Below are 14,653 nucleotides of genomic sequence, written 5' to 3' on the forward strand. Positions count from 1 at the left end.
TTGCAATTTTTTTCTTTAAGTAAGGAGAGTTTCTAATGAAAGTAAATTGGAAATTATTTGCTCCGCTTATTGTGGCCATTCTTGTATGGCTCATTGGAGCACCTGAAGGGCTAAGCGCTGATGCTTGGGTTTATGTGAGTATCTTCGCAGGTCTCGTAGTTGGCTTGATTTTAGAACCAATGCCACCTGCATTTATCGGTATTATTGCTATTACTGTATCTGTTTTATTTAAAGTAGGCCCTGCTCCTGTCGTGGATAAGGCAACAGGGGCCGTGAAAGCAATCACTGGTGCGCAAGCCATTAACTGGGGGTTAAGCGGTTTTTCTAATGCCATTGTGTGGTTGATTTTTGCAGCTTTTATGATTGGTATTGGTTATGAAAACTCTGGTTTAGGTAAACGTATTGCGTTGTTCTTAGTTCAAAAACTTGGTAAATCCTCTTTGGGCTTAGGCTATGCTATCGCTATTACTGACCTCGTGTTAGCTCCGTTTATTCCAAGTAATGCGGCTCGTTCTGGCGGTACGATTTACCCTATCGTATCTAGTATTTGCCCGATGTTTGATTCCTATCCAGATAAAAATCCTCGCCGTATTGGTTCCTATTTAAACTGGGTAGCATTGGCTACGACTTGTATATCTAGTTCTATTTTCTTAACAGGGCAAGCACCAAATCCATTGGCCCTAGAACTATCTGCTAAAGCTGGTATCGTAGCAGCTAACTGGGGAACTTGGTTCTTAGCATTTTTGCCAGTAGGCGTTATTTTGCTTGCCATTACTCCTTTGTTGGCATATTTGTTCTGCAAACCAGAAGTTAAAGGCTCTCCTGAAATAGCACAATGGGCAAAAGAAGAGTTTGCTAAATTAGGTGCTATGTCTGGTAGCGAAATTTTTATGGCCTTGATTTCTTTATTAGCACTTGTACTGTGGATTGGCGCTGATGCGTTGAAAGTAAATCCTACTACTACAGCGCTTATCGTTATTATTTTAATGGTATTTTGCAAAATTATTACATGGCAAGATTTCCTTGGTAATAAACCAGCATGGAATGTGCTGACTTGGTTTGCTACATTGGTACCAATGGCAGCGGGGCTTAAAAATGTAGGTTTCCTTGATTGGTTGGCTAAATCTGCTGGTGGAGTGTTACTATCCTTGGACCCATTTATGGCTGTTATTGGATTATTGCTAGCATTTTGTTTGTTACGTTACTTCTTTGCATCTGGCACAGCTTATGTAACAGCAATGGTTGGTTTATTTGCTACATTGATTCTTCAAATTCCTGGTGTAGATCCAGCTACAGTTATGCTCATTATTTTAACTCCTATGGGTATTATGGGGGTTCTCACACCATATGGTACAGGGCATAGTCCGATTTGGTTTGCTAGCGGATACAATAAAGGGCCTGAGTTTTGGAAACTGGGCGCTATTTTTGGTATTATCTACTTGGCTATCTTTATCCTTGTAGGCATTCCTTGGATTGAGTATGTATTGCCGATGTTAGGCTAATAATAAAAACTGGCTTATTTTATGATGAGCCAGTTTTTTTGTTTTACTAATGTATAAACTTGAGAGGAAAGTGTAGCTACAGATACAGACAGCGTAGCTTTCATTAGATACAATAAGCTCATGAAAATTGATGAAGTAGTTCTGGAGGTACCTATGCGTAAACATATTAAGAAAAATGTATCTTGGGTCGGCAAAATCGATTGGGAATTACAGGAGTTCCACGGATCTGACTACAGTATAAATAATGGTTCTAGCCAAAATGCATATTTAATTGAAGAAGAGAAAACTGTTCTCATCGATACGGTATGGAAACCTCATTCTACGGAATTTATCGATAACCTAGAGTCTGAAATCGACTTGGACAAAATTGATTTTATCGTATGTAATCACGGTGAAGTAGATCACAGCGGTTCTTTGCCAGCGTTGATGGAAAAAATTCCGAATACGCCGATTTATTGTACGGAAAATGCGGTGAAGTCCTTGGTGGGTCAATATCATCATCCAGAATGGAATTTTAAAACTGTAAAAACAGGGGACTCTGTTGATATTGGGAACGGAAAATCCTTAGTATTTGTAGAAATGCGAATGCTTCATTGGCCGGATTCTATGGCGACGTACATGACAGGAGATAATATCCTATTCTCCAACGATGCGTTTGGTCAACATTTTGCAGTAGAAGAATTGTGGGCGGATAAAGCTGATCAATGTCGTTTGTGGGAAGAGGCGATGAAATATTATGCCAATATTTTGAATCCTTTCTCTCCATTGGTGAAAGCTAAAGTTGAGGAAATTCAAAAACTCAATTTACCTATTGATATCATCGCTACTAGCCATGGGTGTATATGGCGCGAAAATCCATTGCAAATTGTAGAAAAATACTACGAATGGTCTCAAGCATATCAAGAAGACCAAATTACTATCGTGTACGATACTATGTGGGATGGCACTAAGAAATTGGCGCACAAAATTGCTGAAGAAGTTTCTAAACAATCGCCCAATACACGGGTTAAAATTTTCAATATTAGTAAAACGAATAAAAATGATATTATGACGGAAGTATTTAAATCTAAAGCCATTGCAGTAGGGTCGCCTACTGTAGGTAATAGTGTGCTTTCTGCAGTGGCTGGATGGCTTGATTTTCTTCGAGAACTTAAGTTTAAAAATAAAAAAGCTGCTGTATTTGGTACATATGGTTGGTCTGGGGAATCTACAAAAGTGTTGCGCGAAGAATTGAATAAATTTGGGTTCTCTGTAGTAGAACCAGAAATCAAATGCAATTGGAATCCTGAGGTGAGTGATTTAGATAAAGCAGAAGCATTAGTAGCTGCGCTGATTGCAAAATAACAGATAAAGCTCGTATTATAAAAGAATTATAAGAAAAACAGCACTGAACTCGTAATGAGTAGTGCTGTTTTTTTGTATTGTTAAATTTATTTTCTATGATTTGGTAGAGCAGGAGGAAGAATCTTTTTATTATTGAATGGTAATGCCGTGAATTTCTTCCGCTAATCGTTTAAGTGCTTCTACAGTACGTACGCCAGGTGTGATTTCAGAAAGTTTTACACGTATGAAATGGTTTTCTTTAATCGCCGTAATGTCTTGTAATTGTGGATTTGATTTCAATTTAGCAATTTTTTGTTGGAAATCGTCATCGTTTCGGATGGAGTTGCCATAGTCTGCAATGATGATATAATCAGGATTTTGGGCGATAACCGTTTCCCAAGAGCCTTTAGCCCATGTTTTATCGACGCCAAGACCGCTCATAACATTATCGGCACCGATAAGGCGAAGTATATTCGTAGTGTAACCTTCAAATGCTGTAAATGGTTGACCGTCCTCGGAGTCGTAAATGAATACGCGTTTGCGTGGCAAGTCTTTTAATTGTGTTTGGATTTGTGTTAATGTATTACGTTGGTTTTGTACCCATTCATTGGCTTTGTTTTCGACGCCAAAGATTTTACCGAGCATAATCATATCTTGGAAATTAGTTTCCAAATCTGCTTTTGTGGACCGCATGGATTCAGGAACCCAAATATTAACCTTTTGAGCGATCATTTTGTCCGCAGGAATAGCACGCTTGCTGAAAGAATCAGGCCAGCCAGTAGCAAAATCTGGTTTAGCAGACATAAACACTTCGTAAGATGGCCATTTCTCAGCTAATATTTTTACTTTGTCGTATTCTGCTTGAAGCGGTAGATAGATTTCTTCTTCTTTGAATGCAGTACCTGCCATTTTATCAGCAAGGCCTAATTGTAACATCATTTCTGTAGTAGCCTGTGACATAGATACAGCATGTGTTGGTGGTGTTTGGACAGAGAAGTTTGTTGTAGTACCATCGAATGTTTCGCTCCAATTAGCGATAGCTTGTTGGCTTTGTGTAGTCGCTTGGTGGTCAGCACCACAACCGGTGATGGCGAATACAGATCCTGTTACGAGAAGGCCGAGAATAGTAAATTTTTTGATTTTGTTTAACATGATAATTCCTTTCTATACATATGCACATAGGGTGCTAATAAAAAACTAAATTCTCTTCAAATATGAGCTTTTCTTGATATAGGACATTACATAACTAATTCAAAAGGTACTTCAAAGACTGGTTCTAGTAGCTCTGGTGTTAACACCTTTTGTGGGGTCCCATGAGCTACTATTTTGCCATGATTCATTAATACGATGTAATCGCAATAGTTAGCAGCTAGTTTGATATCATGTAATATGGTGATGACCGTACCTTTGAATTCTTGAAGTAAGTTCATGAGTCCCATTTTATGTTTTAAATCTAGATGATTGGTTGGTTCGTCTAATAGTAAAATAGAGGGCTCTTGTGTTAATGCTTTGGCAATAAATACACGCTGTAGTTCGCCACCAGAGAGATGTTGTATCTCTTCATTTGCTAAGTGCTCAATACCGACTTTGTTCATATATTTAGCGGCAATAGCGTAGTCTTTTTCGGTATAGTTGCCAAATCGTGTTTTATGTGGGTAACGTCCTATGAGAACAATATCCTTTACAAGGAAATCGTCAATCATAGAATCACGTATTTGGGATAATATGGATACAGACTTTGCAAAATCTGATGATGGAATTGATTCGAGTGGTATATTTCCTAAAGTAATATGTCCTTTTGTAGGGAGCGCGCGGGACAAATGTTTCAATGTTGTTGATTTGCCGCATCCATTGGGACCGATAATAGCAGTCATGGTATCCTTTGGAAATGTGATAGATATATCTTGTAAGACGTCCTTATTAGGATATCCGAAACTGAGATGTTGTATAGTAAACATAAAACTCCTATATACAATGACTCATATTGTGTAATTAAACTGGTACTTTCTGAATGTTATGGAGGTTGATGTATGACTTGATGAAATTAGTTGTTGTATTGGTAGCGTTTCATAATAATCCATATAAATAGAGGCGCTCCTAATAAGGATGTGAGGACCCCAATTGGAATTTCCTCTGGACTATAGAGAAATCTGGATAGTACATCAGCCCAAATCATGACGATGCTACCGATAAGTATACTAAATGATAATGTATGACTGTGTTTTGGCCCGCCTGTTATTCTCGCTAAATGAGGAATGATGAGCCCAATAAAGCCTACAACACTGACCTTTGATACTAAGGTGGCAATGACAATAGATGATGAAATAACGATGGATAATTGTAATGTTTTTACAGAGAGCCCCATATTAGTAGCTTCTTGGTTACCTAAAAGGAGTAGGTCTAGATCTTGTTTATAGATGTAAATAAATAAAGCGAATAGTGTGACGATACAAGTAGATAATGGTAAATCGGACCATTGTATACCGGCAAAACTACCTAATAGCCAAAACATGGCGCTCCGAACTTGGGCTTCGTGTTTTGCACCATAGATAATCATCATCGTAAGGGAGGAAAAGATGCCAGTCATCCCCATACCAATGAGTACCAATTTTACAGGGCTACTACTTTTACCCACACAGAGCAATACGGCGATAATTGAGAGCGCAGCACCTAAGGTTGCGAAAAATGGTGTATTATATGTGCCTAAGAATGATAGACCGCCACCTATGATGGCGAACACCGCACCTGTACTGGCCCCTGATGAAACTCCTAGAATATACGGGTCTGCCAGTGGATTACGAGTTACCGTTTGCATTAATAGACCTACCAAAGACAGGCCGATACCTGTTATAATGGAATACAACAATCGAGGTAATCGTATATCCCATAGGATAGTGTCTGTCATATGTGGAACTTTTAATGTTTCTAGCCCTATGTGGTATCCTAAGCTACTGAATACTTGGTTTAGGGGAATATAGGTAGAACCGAATTGTAGTGATGACACCAAAGATAAAAATAAAATGATACATAAAAAAATTATTTTGATGGTGATATGCATAGTATCCTCATGACAAACTAGAAAGTACATTATCATTAAGTATAAGAAAAAATTCTGTATTCTTCAATATTTATACTAGTATAGGTATGGTGGAACCCGCATTTATTAGTGCGTGTAGGGCTTGTCAGTTCAGTATAGGGACGTTGTAATAGTATTCGTAGTAATATATGCAAAAGGAGTTTTTATGTCGGTTTTTGAAAGAATTATGCAATCGATTGTATTTAAATGAACGAGGGAGGGTATATGAATATAAAAGCTTTGACAGGTACAGCTATGCTATTAGCCATAGCTTTAGTAGCGCAAAGTTTGCGTCTCTTATTTCCATTTATACCACCTCAAGTGAGTGTGTTTGTAATCGGTTCTGTCGTTTCTGCTACTTATGTATTAGCTACATGGCGATTTGGTGTTAAATATGGGCTCCTTCTTGCTTGGATTACGCCTATCGTAGCATATCTGCAAGGGATGTTGCCTATAGCACCACTTATTCTTATAACCGGTTTAGGTACATCGGTGTATGTTGTGTTGGTATATGTATTGCGTCATAAGCTGTTGTGGTTATTAGTAGGTGTATCGGCGTTGTGCCGTATGGTGGTTCTCTATGTTGGCGCATTGTTGTTGTTACAATTTTTACATATTACAGGTCCTAAAACGGTGCCCATTCTTATGGCTTTTAGCTGGCCCCAACTAGTAACATCTAGATTGGGTATTGGTATGGCTATGGTAGTTATGAAACGATATACAAACTAAAACTTCATAGATGATAATTATATGATGGTTAAAACTTAAAGCTATGGCAAACCATGCGAAATACATATGACGAAACAGGGCTTCTCACCGCTGGTGAGAGGCCCTTTTAATTGACTAATTATAAACGTCTTATCTATAATGAATGTATTGCATTATAGGATAGTTTAATAGTAGGTATAGAATAGCCTTTATCAAGGTAGGATTTTGTATGTAGAGGATTGTTATTGTCTGTGGAACCGATAGCAATAATAACACTACATTAATAATAGATAATTATACCTATGTAATAGAGAAGGAGACATATAATGAAATTTAATACAAAATGCGTACACGGTAGTGGTAAACCAGACAGTACAGGAGCGATTTCGCCGGCTATTTATATGTCTAGCACATTCTCTCACCCAAGTCTTGGTGATACATCGGGGTATCAATATACCCGTGAATCCAATCCGACTCGTGACAGGTTGGAACAATTGATAGCAGGGCTTGAGGAAGGTACTGATGCATTGGCATTTTCCTCTGGTATGGCGGCTGTTGATGCGGTGTTCCATTTGTTCTCTCCTGGAGATCACATCATTTTAGGCGATGATTTGTACGGTGGTTCTATCCGTATGTTTACCAATATTTATGAACAGAATGGCATTGAGTTTACTTATGTAGGTACATCTGATTTAGATGCTGTGAAAGCAGCTTTCAAAGCAAATACAAAGGCTGTATATATTGAGACACCTACTAATCCAATGATGGAAATCACTGATATTCGCGCATTGGTAGGGATCGCTCATGAACGCAATGCGTTGGTGATTATTGATAATACATTCTTGTCCCCATATTTTCAAAAACCATTGACACTAGGTGCTGATATCGTTGTTCATAGCGGTACGAAATTTATCGGTGGTCATCATGACGTCATTTCTGGTTTCACTATTGTAAAAGATGTAGATATAGCAGCTAAATTACGTTTAACTTATAAAACAGTAGGCGCTTGTTTATCTGCTATGGATAGCTGGCTTGTAATTCGCGGCGTGAAAACATTAGCTCTTCGTATGGAGCAACATCAAAAGAACGCTATTGCTCTAGCGGAGTGGTTGAAAACACAACCGAAAGTAACTAAAGTATTGTTCCCAGGCTTGCCAGAACATCCAGGTTATGAAGTGAACAAATCGCAAACTACAGGTTTTGGCGGTATGCTGTCTTTTGAAGTAGATAGCGAAGAAACGGCAAAGAAAGTCTTGGAAGGTATTGAATTAATCCAATTTGCAGAAAGCCTTGGTGGTACAGAGTCTTTGTTAACATACCCTGTGACACAAACGCATCCAGATTTAAAACCAGAAGATGCTGAACGCAAAGGTATTACACGCCGTTTGTTGCGTTTATCTGTAGGAATTGAAGACACAGACGATTTAATTGCTGATTTAGATCAAGCTTTCAGTAAATAAAACAATTAACGATTCCCTCATATTGCTAGTTAAAGTGATTCGTTAATTGGTGATGAAGTAGAAAGGTGCCTATATGGGACATTATAATTTTGACAAAATCATTGATAGAAAACATACGAAATCCTTAAAATACGATTTTGCAGCGGAGCGAGGTAAACCAGAGGCTGTATTGCCATTTTGGGTGGCAGATATGGATTTTGAAATTCCTCAGGAATTGAAAGAAATTCTTTTAAATCGCGTAAATCATGGTATTTTTGGATATACAGAGTCTGATGATGCCTATTTCAATGCTCTTCATAACTGGTTCAAATCTCGTTTTAACTGGAACATTGAGAAACGATGGGTCGTGAAAACTCCGGGTATTGTATTTGCCTTGGCCATGGCAGTACGTGCTTTCACAAAAGAAGGTGATGGGGTTCTCATCAATCAGCCTGTGTACTATCCATTTAGCATGGTAATTGATGACAATAATCGCAAATTGGTAAATGTACCTCTCGTCTGTGGTGAGGATACATATACTATCGATTTTGAGGGAATTGAAAAAGCCATTGTGGAACAGAATGTTACATTATTCCTATTGTGTAATCCACATAATCCGGTGGGGCGCGTGTGGACTCGAGATGAGTTGAAACGCTTAGGTGATATTTGTATTAAACACAATGTGCTCGTTGTTAGCGATGAAATTCACGCCGATTTTGTATGGCGTGGTCATGAGCACACAGTTTTTGCCGCTCTTGGTGAAAGCTACGCAGACCATTCTGTTATCTGCACAGCGCCGAGCAAAACCTTTAATATTGCAGGCCTTCAAGTATCGAATATCTTCATTCCAAATGATTCCTTGCGCCGCCGTTTTGTAAAAGAAATCGACAGAGTAGGGTATAGTCAACTTAATACCATGGGCCTCGTTGGCTGCCAAGGGGCTTACGAAGTAGGTGGGCGTTGGTTGGATGAATTGAAGGAGTATATTCAAGATAATATTCAATTTACTATTGACTATTTTAGAGAATATTTGCCTAAACTGCGCATGTATCGGCCAGAAGGAACGTACTTGATGTGGTTTGACTGTTCTGAATTGCCGTTAACACCACAAGAACGGGAACAATGGTTGTTGAATGATGCTAAACTTTGGCTTGACAGCGGTTCTATGTTTGGCAAAGATGGTGAAAATTTTGAACGTATTAATGTAGCCTGCCCTCGTGCTACATTAGTGAATGGATTAGAAGCATTGCGCAGCGCATATGAAGCAAAAGGGTTTTAAGCCCTTTTGGCTAGTATTACAATATGGCTTGATTGATATGTACATATAAGTTATATATTGGGTGTATTTAGAGATGTAATTAAATTCAATCAAAGATGAGGTGATGAGATGCCTATTAAAGTTATAAAAAATTTACCGGCCATTACAAAATTGGCGCAAGAAAATATCTTTGTTATGGATACAGAGCGGGCGGAAAATCAACAAATTCGACCACTCCATATTTTATTAGTTAATTTGATGCCTACCAAAGAAATTACGGAGACACAAATTTTACGGGCTCTTAGTAATAGCCCATTGCAAGTGAATTTAACCTTGTTGCATACCGCATCTCGGAAATCTAAAAATACAGATGAACAATATTTAGAAACATTCTACCGTACTTTTGATGAGGTGAAAGACGAGTTCTTTGACGGCATGATTATCACTGGTGCCCCTGTAGAATTAATGCCTTTTGAAGAAGTGGACTATTGGGATGAGCTCGTAAAAATCATGGATTGGAGCGAAGAACATGTATATTCTACGTTCTACATTTGTTGGGGGGCACAAGCTGGTTTATATCATCATTTTGGTATTAACAAAACGATTATGGATTCCAAGTTATTTGGTGTTTATGAACATGATATTTATAATGATAGACCTGTTTTACTGAGGGGATTTGACGAAAAATTTTGGATGCCTCATTCTCGACATACTACTGTATCACAGCAGCAAATCCTTGATAATAAGCAATTGGAATTATTGGCTGGATCAGAACCAAGCGGTGCGGCCATTGTACGTAGCTTAGACAATAAACACATTTTTGTATTTGGTCATGCTGAATATGATTGGGATACATTGAACCGTGAATATGTGCGAGATATTGCTAAAGGGGATGACATTGCCGTACCAGAAAACTATTTTCCTGATGATGATCCAAAACAACGTCCTATTGTAAGATGGCGATCTGTTAGTACCTTACTATTTACTAACTGGTTAAACTACTACGTATATCAAGAAACACCATATATTATCGAACAAATTCAAAAAATGAAATTTGAAAGAGATAAAAATTTGGGGGCTTATATTTAATACACAAATTTATATCCATTCCTTCTTAGCCATAACCTCAAGCTATGGCTAAGTCCATTAAAAATATAGTGGACATAGTTTTTAAAGCATAGTAGTATACTAGGTATAACAAATGAGGTTTATTCCCTTTAGAAAAAAGGAGTTGGATAGAATGAGCAAACAATACAAATTTGAAACATTACAATTACATGCTGGTCATACAGTAGATCCTACAGGTTCTCGTGCAGTGCCTATTTACCAAACTACATCTTTCGTTTTTAAAGATGCGGAAGAAGCTGCAGGTCGTTTTGCGTTGACAAATCTTGGCCCGATTTATTCTCGTTTAGGCAATCCTACTGTTGATGTACTAGAAGCTCGTGTAGCACAATTAGAAGGTGGTGCAGGTGCTGTTGCTACTGCATCTGGTTCTGCAGCAATCACCTATTCCGTTCTAAATGTTGCTAGTGCCGGGGATAATATCGTATCTGCTTCTACATTATATGGCGGTACTTACAATTTATTTACTGCTACATTGCCACGTTTCGGCATTGAAACAAAATTTGTTAACCCTGACAAATTAGAAGAATTTGAAGCTGCTATTGATGATAATACAAAAGCAATTTACATCGAAACTATCGGCAACCCTGGTATCAACCTTATCGATGTGCAAGCAGTGGCAGATATTGCTCATAAACATGGCATCATCTTGATTGTAGATAATACATTCGGTTCTCCATATTTGTTCCGTCCTTTTGAACATGGTGCTGACGTAGTTGTTCATTCCGCTACAAAATATCTTGGTGGTCATGGTACTACATTGGCAGGCATCGTTGTAGAATCTGGTAAATTCGATTATGCTGCATCTGGTAAATACCCTGGATTTACAGAAGGTGATGAACATTACAATGGTTTGCAATATGTAAACTTACCAATTCCGTTCACTGTAAAAGTTCGTGCTCAATTGTTGCGTGATACTGGTGCGTGCCTCACTCCGTTGGCAGCATGGCAAATCTTGCAAGGTATTGAAACATTGTCTTTGCGCGTAGAACGTCATGTTGAAAATACACGTAAAGTAGTGGAATTCTTAAATAATCATCCAAAAGTAGCATGGGTAAGCTATCCAGAACTACCAACTAGCCCATATAAAGCATTGGCAGATAAATATTTCTCTAAAGGTGTTGGTGCTGTATTTACATTTGGCGTACAAGGTGGTAAAGAAGCAGGTATCAAACTTGTTGATGCTCTTGAAATCTTCTCTAACCTTGCCAATGTAGCAGATGCTAAATCTCTTGTTATTCATCCTGCATCTACTACACATGCACAGTTAAACGAAGAACAACAAAAATCTGCTGGTGTAACACCAGATATGATTCGTTTGTCCGTAGGCATCGAAAATGTAGACGACATCATTGCAGATCTTGCACAAGCATTGGATAAAGCATAACCGCAACTTCTAATTCTACTTATCCATAGGCATATAACTACAGATATAGAAATTTTATAGATGATGGTTGCTAGCAAATAGATAATCATCATCACCCTTAGTGGGTTATGAGCCACTAGGTAAAAAGGAAACCTTATACATAAAAGACCTTGCATTCATTGATGCAAGGTCTTTTTAGTGTGTGTTATGTGTAAGAAAGGGTATCAAATGATGATACGCATGTTATGTTGTATGTAGTAATAAGAGTGTATATTGTACGTATTTACGGTTTCTTCATGGTGTGAGTCCATGTAAGGAAGGGCATTTAGCGTTTAGTATTTTTAACTTTTGCGCTTAATACTTTACCAGACATAGCGTCCACTTTCACGTCTGCTTCTTTGTCGGCACCATCGGTCATTTCCAGTTCGTAAACAACCTTGTTACTTTCTGTTTTTAATTCCCATTCCATAGTTTGGAATTCGGTACCTACTCGCTTAATCGCTTTCGTTTCAGCGCTTTCAGGAATTATAGTATTTTGTGGATTGAAGCTACGCAGTTTTTTTATGCTCTTCATATCGATCATTTTTACTTTGTTAGAAACAACTTGCCCCGTAGCTTCGTCGATTTTCATTTCAATTTTTTGTCTTTTGGTGAAAGCTTCTACTTCGTATGTTGGGTGATGTTTTGCATCGTAGGAAATAGATGTAACCATAGCATTTGGATAGTAGCGTTGCAAAGTTGTTACTGCACCTACATAATCTACTTGACTAGATTGAATGCCAGGCATTACGCTGCCAACGCCAGTTCCCATGCCTGGCATCATCATGCTATGTTTATTTATGCCGTTTATTGGCATAGCGTTTACTGGTTGTATATTTTCGGCGCTTGCAATCCCTGTAAGTAGGATAGTACTTACACCAAGAGCACATAATACTTTTGACAAATTATAATGTGTTTTCATTGTTACCTCCATAAAGGGAAAGTGTAAAAATATTGCCTAATAGATTTTATCAATGTAGATTTTTCTCAATCTACTTGTAAATAATTTAATATATATAAATGAATATGGAGTGAGAGTTGAGATGATAATGTACAACATAGAAAGGAGATATTGTACATTATATATTTAACTATAGCATACTATTACTATACTTGTGCATTGTTAACTTCTTAAAATGCAAATATGTTGACATTATAAACGCGAAGTGATTTAATAAACATAGAATTATTTCTGTAAATGGCTGTATATACATCTGATGGAGGGATACCATGAGCACCATGTCAAAGAAGCGTATTAGTACAAGAGAATTAACAATGACGGCATTATTTGTAACCTTAATTACGGTAGGGGCATTTATCCGAATACCATTGCCGAATTGTCCATTTACATTGCAAATTTTATTTACTACTTTGGCAGGTATTATCTTAGGTAGCCGTCTTGGGGCCGTCAGCGTTGGAATTTACATCATTCTTGGCCTTATTGGTGTGCCTGTATTCACCTCTGGCGGTGGTCCTGGCTATATCTTGCAACCTACTTTTGGTTATCTTGTGGGCTTTATGGTTGGTGCCTATGTGGTAGGTCGATTTAGCGAAGCATCGCCTAATCATTCTTTTAAACAATTGCTTATCGGTTCTATCCTAAACCTTCTCGTCGTTTATGGCTTTGGCATGGTTTATTTGTACATGATTATGAATGTTTACCTTGCTACACCGATTGGATGGTGGCCTGTGGTTGTATCTTGTTTTCTTATTCCTGTAGGGCCAGATATCTTTTTATGTACTGTTGCTGCTATGTTAGGTAGACGCATTATAGCACAATTACGGTAATAATCGTATGTACTAATATTTGTTATAACATATATTATCAAAACTAAATATGGCGATTAGAATCCCAGCATATAACGGCTGGGATTTTTTATAATTAGGATGATGGTAGCTACAATTTTGAGGCATAATGGTTAGAGAATCGTATCACATATTAAGGGTAGACATATCCTAAGACTGGTTCCGCATTTTTTATTTTCTGTACCTCAATATATGGTTGTTGTCGCCCATGAAAGTTCCGTGTTGATACGGACCCTTCTATGGTTACCCATTCGTCGTTGGAGATGGTGTCACCATTGTCTTTGTGCATGGTCATGCCGATAGGGGCGACGTCGGCAATACAGCAGGACATAGCCATACGGGACACGGTGAATTCATTAGCTTTTAACGTGTTATCGTCGCGATTGACATAGCCTGTCATGTAGAGTTTGTAACCTATATATTCTTCTGGATGGGAACCCATAGTAATGATGGTTTGGTAGTAATTGTCGGAGTTTAATACAATTTCTTTTTTTGATTTTGAAATGCCTGGTTCTTTTGCGGCATTGTTGATAGTGATGACTTCGCTAATATCATCTTGGGAAAAATTAAAATCGTTGCGATCTTCTGTCACAGCGCCAACGCCCTGTACTTGTATGGTGTTAGGTACGAGAATCGGTGGTACTACTAACAATACGATGGGCAATAGAATAGGTATGATAGATTTCCAAATGTGTTTATATTGTTTTGGCGGCGCCCAGGCAATAGTGAGAATGCCCATGCACAAGGTGGCGATACCGGCGAGGAGTAAAAATAACTCATATCGAGGCGATACATATAATTTGTATTGATTCGTAACGATGAGATAGAGAATACAAATTCCTAAGGTGCTATATAAGGCTCCTTTTACAAGACATAATAAATCCTTTGATTTCAGCTCTATTAACATATGCTCATCTCCTTAATTCTTGGGGAACTGAAATATTTATCACTAAAAATAAGGTTTGATAGTATTGGGATGTGTAATATATACATCATATAAACATATTGAGA

At 38.0% G+C, this 14,653-nt stretch carries 13 protein-coding genes; 8 read left to right on the plus strand and 5 right to left on the minus strand.

The window, feature by feature from the left end; translation table 11 throughout:
• Window positions 1-35: 35 nt before the first annotated feature.
• Together EO120_RS03365 and EO120_RS03370 are read left to right on the plus strand one after the other, a co-directional pair.
• Window positions 36-1,502 carry a DASS family sodium-coupled anion symporter gene (locus EO120_RS03365; protein WP_127134096.1) on the plus strand — a complete coding sequence of 489 codons (1,467 nt, stop codon included), beginning with the start codon at window positions 36-38 and terminating at the stop codon, window positions 1,500-1,502.
• 153 nt (window positions 1,503-1,655) lie between these two features.
• On the plus strand, window positions 1,656-2,846 hold the full coding sequence (locus EO120_RS03370) for an oxygen-binding di-iron domain-containing protein (protein ID WP_127134097.1): 1,191 nt from the start codon (window positions 1,656-1,658) through the stop codon (window positions 2,844-2,846).
• A gap of 129 nt (window positions 2,847-2,975) precedes the next feature.
• Here the strand turns inward: EO120_RS03370 and EO120_RS03375 are convergent, their stop codons facing one another.
• The 3 genes from EO120_RS03375 to EO120_RS03385 all read right to left on the minus strand — a co-directional run bounded on the left by EO120_RS03375 (window position 2,976) and on the right by EO120_RS03385 (window position 5,883).
• Window positions 2,976-3,977: an ABC transporter substrate-binding protein gene (locus tag EO120_RS03375; RefSeq protein ID WP_127134098.1), complete on the minus strand. Its 1,002-nt coding sequence runs from the start codon at window positions 3,975-3,977 to the stop codon at window positions 2,976-2,978.
• A gap of 86 nt (window positions 3,978-4,063) precedes the next feature.
• Window positions 4,064-4,783: an ABC transporter ATP-binding protein gene (locus tag EO120_RS03380; protein WP_127134099.1), complete on the minus strand. Its 720-nt coding sequence runs from the start codon at window positions 4,781-4,783 to the stop codon at window positions 4,064-4,066.
• A gap of 86 nt (window positions 4,784-4,869) precedes the next feature.
• The gene (locus EO120_RS03385) at window positions 4,870-5,883 is read right to left on the minus strand and encodes a FecCD family ABC transporter permease (RefSeq protein WP_127134100.1); all 1,014 of its coding nucleotides are present in this window, start codon (window positions 5,881-5,883) and stop codon (window positions 4,870-4,872) included.
• A gap of 243 nt (window positions 5,884-6,126) precedes the next feature.
• Between EO120_RS03385 and EO120_RS03390 the strand changes: the two genes are divergently transcribed.
• The 5 genes from EO120_RS03390 (at window position 6,127) to EO120_RS03410 (ending at window position 11,818) form a co-directional block, all read left to right on the plus strand.
• A complete protein-coding gene (locus EO120_RS03390; RefSeq protein WP_127134101.1) occupies window positions 6,127-6,630 on the plus strand; it encodes a hypothetical protein in 504 nt (167 codons plus the stop codon).
• Between the two features lie 305 nt (window positions 6,631-6,935).
• Window positions 6,936-8,069, plus strand: a complete 1,134-nt coding sequence (locus EO120_RS03395) for a trans-sulfuration enzyme family protein (protein ID WP_127134102.1) — start codon at window positions 6,936-6,938, stop codon at window positions 8,067-8,069.
• A gap of 73 nt (window positions 8,070-8,142) precedes the next feature.
• Window positions 8,143-9,327, plus strand: coding sequence for a MalY/PatB family protein (locus EO120_RS03400; protein WP_127134103.1), 1,185 nt, complete (start codon window positions 8,143-8,145; stop codon window positions 9,325-9,327).
• Window positions 9,328-9,435: 108 nt separating this feature from the next.
• Window positions 9,436-10,395, plus strand: a complete 960-nt coding sequence (gene metA, locus EO120_RS03405; protein ID WP_127134104.1) for a homoserine O-acetyltransferase MetA — start codon at window positions 9,436-9,438, stop codon at window positions 10,393-10,395.
• Window positions 10,396-10,546: 151 nt separating this feature from the next.
• Entirely contained in the window at window positions 10,547-11,818 is a 1,272-nt protein-coding gene (locus EO120_RS03410) for an O-acetylhomoserine aminocarboxypropyltransferase/cysteine synthase family protein (protein ID WP_127134105.1), read from the plus strand.
• A 304-nt stretch (window positions 11,819-12,122) separates the two neighbouring features.
• On the opposite strand, the gene EO120_RS03415 is transcribed toward EO120_RS03410, so the two are convergent.
• Window positions 12,123-12,758, minus strand: a complete 636-nt coding sequence (locus EO120_RS03415) for a PepSY domain-containing protein (RefSeq protein ID WP_127134106.1) — start codon at window positions 12,756-12,758, stop codon at window positions 12,123-12,125.
• A gap of 308 nt (window positions 12,759-13,066) precedes the next feature.
• On the opposite strand from EO120_RS03415, the gene EO120_RS03420 reads away from it, so the two are divergent.
• Window positions 13,067-13,624: a biotin transporter BioY gene (locus tag EO120_RS03420; RefSeq protein ID WP_127134107.1), complete on the plus strand. Its 558-nt coding sequence runs from the start codon at window positions 13,067-13,069 to the stop codon at window positions 13,622-13,624.
• 151 nt (window positions 13,625-13,775) lie between these two features.
• Here the strand turns inward: EO120_RS03420 and EO120_RS03425 are convergent, their stop codons facing one another.
• Complete coding sequence (locus EO120_RS03425; RefSeq protein ID WP_127134108.1) at window positions 13,776-14,549, minus strand: TIGR03943 family putative permease subunit; 774 nt, start codon at window positions 14,547-14,549, stop codon at window positions 13,776-13,778.
• Window positions 14,550-14,653 lie beyond the last annotated feature (104 nt).

The organism is Veillonella caviae (assembly GCF_003992125.1).
Taxonomy (GTDB): Bacteria; Bacillota; Negativicutes; order Veillonellales; family Veillonellaceae; genus Veillonella; species Veillonella caviae.

Bases quoted from the DNA above. Each gene is read 5' to 3' on its own strand.
- EO120_RS03415 (WP_127134106.1), bottom strand. From the start codon at position 12,758: ATGAAAACACATTATAATTTGTCAAAAGTATTATGTGCTCTTGGTGTA.
- metA (WP_127134104.1), top strand. From the start codon at position 9,436: ATGCCTATTAAAGTTATAAAAAATTTACCGGCCATTACAAAATTGGCG.
- EO120_RS03375 (WP_127134098.1), bottom strand. From the start codon at position 3,977: ATGTTAAACAAAATCAAAAAATTTACTATTCTCGGCCTTCTCGTAACA.
- EO120_RS03385 (WP_127134100.1), bottom strand. From the start codon at position 5,883: ATGCATATCACCATCAAAATAATTTTTTTATGTATCATTTTATTTTTA.
- EO120_RS03390 (WP_127134101.1), top strand. From the start codon at position 6,127: ATGAATATAAAAGCTTTGACAGGTACAGCTATGCTATTAGCCATAGCT.
- EO120_RS03420 (WP_127134107.1), top strand. From the start codon at position 13,067: ATGAGCACCATGTCAAAGAAGCGTATTAGTACAAGAGAATTAACAATG.
- EO120_RS03395 (WP_127134102.1), top strand. From the start codon at position 6,936: ATGAAATTTAATACAAAATGCGTACACGGTAGTGGTAAACCAGACAGT.
- EO120_RS03425 (WP_127134108.1), bottom strand. From the start codon at position 14,549: ATGTTAATAGAGCTGAAATCAAAGGATTTATTATGTCTTGTAAAAGGA.
- EO120_RS03365 (WP_127134096.1), top strand. From the start codon at position 36: ATGAAAGTAAATTGGAAATTATTTGCTCCGCTTATTGTGGCCATTCTT.
- EO120_RS03400 (WP_127134103.1), top strand. From the start codon at position 8,143: ATGGGACATTATAATTTTGACAAAATCATTGATAGAAAACATACGAAA.
- EO120_RS03410 (WP_127134105.1), top strand. From the start codon at position 10,547: ATGAGCAAACAATACAAATTTGAAACATTACAATTACATGCTGGTCAT.
- EO120_RS03380 (WP_127134099.1), bottom strand. From the start codon at position 4,783: ATGTTTACTATACAACATCTCAGTTTCGGATATCCTAATAAGGACGTC.
- EO120_RS03370 (WP_127134097.1), top strand. From the start codon at position 1,656: ATGCGTAAACATATTAAGAAAAATGTATCTTGGGTCGGCAAAATCGAT.